The sequence below is a fragment of the Heliomarina sp. genome (assembly GCF_052826185.1).
The window spans coordinates 1-2911 of record NZ_JBRBUI010000043.1 but is presented as its reverse complement, the minus strand read 5'-3'; the positions used below and the strand labels follow the sequence as shown (position 1 = coordinate 2911).

General features: G+C 58.6%; 2 protein-coding genes. One reads left to right on the top strand and one right to left on the bottom strand.

Going from position 1 to position 2911, the window contains the following annotated elements:
• The coding region (locus ACU0FH_RS11920) for a pilus assembly protein TadG-related protein (RefSeq protein ID WP_446194812.1) at positions 1-1683 on the bottom strand (1683 nt) is incomplete at its 3' end.
• 416 nt (positions 1684-2099) lie between these two features.
• Here ACU0FH_RS11920 and ACU0FH_RS11915 point away from each other — a divergent pair.
• Positions 2100-2911 (top strand): beta-ketoacyl-ACP synthase III (locus tag ACU0FH_RS11915; RefSeq protein ID WP_446194811.1); only part of this gene is annotated, 812 nt, incomplete at its 3' end.

Genomic DNA, 2911 nt, shown 5'->3' with positions numbered 1-2911 from the left:
AGAGATGGACGCCGCGATCATGTCGAAGGCGGTTTGGATCTCCAGACCCTGAACGTCGAAGTAATGGGCCTCGGAAGAGGCGCAGTCTTTCAAAAGGCTGAGGGAGTTGGTGCTGTCGACATCCATGCCGATGGAATAGACGACGACGCCAGCGGTGTTCGCGACGCCGCAGATTTGGCGCAGGCGGCGGTCTTTCTCGTTCGCGCTGATGGTGTCGTGCATGTTGTTCCAAAAACTATTCGCGCGCGAACTCCAAGTCTGCGATCCGCCCCACCAGCTCGTCGTCCGCCGCCGGCCATAGAGGTTATAGCCGTAGTAATAAGGGGACATCTCGGCCCAAACCTCGGGCCAGTCGAGCCGTTCTTCCTGCCCTTGATCCCTATAGTCCCGTAGACTGGGGTGGTTGAGCAGCGTGTAATCATCCCACCTACGATCAGAGCCCCAAGGGTGGGTCGCATAAAAGTAGTCCTCAGGATAGGAATTATCCCCGTCGTATTCGTTGGAGCGTTCAGCAGAATCCACTGTATAGAACACCACCGACCCGTAGTCGGTGCGGATCACATCCGACTCGCCGGAAGCATACTCAGGCTCAAGACGGTATTCCGGAAAGTTCTCACCATCCGTCATCAGCACCAGAACCTTCATACTGTTATCAGCCCCGTGCGGGTGCGGGCGGCCTTGAAACTCCTGCGGGACCAGACCGGCGTCGATCAAGCCGCTCACCGGCCCCTGTGCGGATGGGTCGAGCAAGGCCAGCCCCCACTTCGCACCAACGTCGATCGACGTCGACCCTTCGGCGGTCAAGGCGAGGATTTGCGATCTCAGCGCCGCGACCGAGTCTGACAAAGGAGTAATTTCAAAGCCTGCGTCTTTACGGCAAACCCATTGGCCCCTTTCCTGATTGGAACTCGACATGCTCTGGAACTGGAAGTGCCCTGTCCGTTGCATCTGTTGTTGGGGGTCGATCGCCAAGGAACCATAGTCATTCCCATCGAAATCCACGCAGTGGGAATAGCTATGTTCGGTGGTTGTCGAATATTGGCCCAGCAGAGCTTCTCCCGCATTTACCTTGGTCGAATAGGGAATGATCGAAATCGATACGCGTCCCTCTTCGGTATCGCTTAGGATCGTATCGACAAAGTCGATGGCCGCATTCTTCAGCAGGGTCAGCTTGATCCCGCTGCGGTCGCTGGTCCTCTCCCCCATCGACCCCGACACATCCAACACCAGAGAAATCTCGATATCCTCGACCCGTTCGGTCGCCTCAGAGCTGATCGTCATCCCGAGTGAATCGATGTCGAAAAACCGGAAGAAATAAGTGTTCAGCCCGGCGGGAAGCGAGGCTTCGACGGTGCGCCCCACCAGAATGCCGCCGATCTTTTCTTCGCTCGAGTCGATCACCACCTCGGAAGGATCGAGCCCCGCGGAGGTCAGGTAGCTGCGCACGACCTCTTCAGGGTCGAGGTCTTGCGACAGGCTCGCCGCGGCGAGCACGGCATTGTCGAGATGGGTCTGAAAGGTGGTCCGCGTCCGCTCGTGGTTCGCCAGGTCCACGGCCAGCCCGCCAAAGATCGTGATCCCGAAAAACACGACCAACATGAGGACCAGCATGCCGCCGCCCTCGTCCTTGCGAAAACGCTTTGCCCGCTTGCAAAGCATTCGACTGATAATACTGCGCCTCATGACACCTCTCTTTTTCGGAGGTTGAATCCGTAAGCAAATTCTGTGCTTTAGGCTGCGGCATCCGCGGGTGGTGGACCTGTAAATCACGCGCCGGAGGGGCCGCTGCCTCCAAAAAAACCTGACTGTTCTCGTTCAATTAATGATTGCTAATGCTCGATCACTGCGCGGTTACGGTTGCATAGTCAAGCCAGCGCGCGGGGGCCGGGGCGATCAAAATTCGCAACTGTAGCGGCATTCACACGTCTGCCCCGTCAAAGCCGTGGCAAGTCCTGTGCGGTTTCGCTAAAGTATGGAACCTGCACCTTGCTGCCCCCTGCAGCAAAGTGCACCGACATGACAACGGCCCTTGCAATTCGCCCGGGGCTGCTCAGCTTTATCAGACCAGCCATGCCGTTGGAGAGAAAGGGATCACACCGATGTATCAAGCCGCCATCACCGGTACGGGCGTTTTCACGCCGCAGCAAACCATCGCCAACGCCGAACTGGTCGAAGCCTTCAACGCCTATGCCGACCTCTACAATGCCGAGAATGCCGAGGCGATCGAAGCGGGCACCCTGGAGGCCAAGGCGCATTCTTCGGAAGAGTTCATCGTCAAAGCCAGCGGCATTGAACAGCGCTATGTCATGGATAAATCCGGCGTGCTGGACCCCAATGTGATGCACCCCCTGCTGCGCCAGCGCGCGGATGAGGAGCCTTCCCTCATGGCCGAAATGGCCATTGATGCCGCGCAAAAGGCGCTCGCCGCCGCTGGAAAGAGCGCCGAGGATGTGGACGCGGTGATCTGCGCCGCCTCCAACCTCGAGCGGGCCTATCCTGCCGTGGCCATCGAGATTCAGGAGCTTCTCGGCGTGAAGGGCTTTGCCTTTGACATGAACGTCGCCTGTTCTTCGGCGACTTTCGGCATTCAGGCGGCGGCGGATATGATCCGCTCCGGCTCCATCCGCTCCGCCCTCGTGGTGAACCCCGAGATTTGCTCCGCCCACCTCGAATGGCGTGACCGCGATTGCCACTTCATCTTTGGTGACGTGGCCACCGCCACGCTGCTGGAACGCGCCGAAGATGTCGAAGGCCCCTGTTTCGACGTCATCTCCACCCGCTGCGCGACCGAATATTCCAACAACATCCGCAACAACAACGGCTTCCTCCGCCGCTCCCGCCCCGATGGGCTGAGCGACCGGCGCGATATGCAGTTCATGCAGAATGGGCGCAAAGTGTTTAAGGAAGTGTT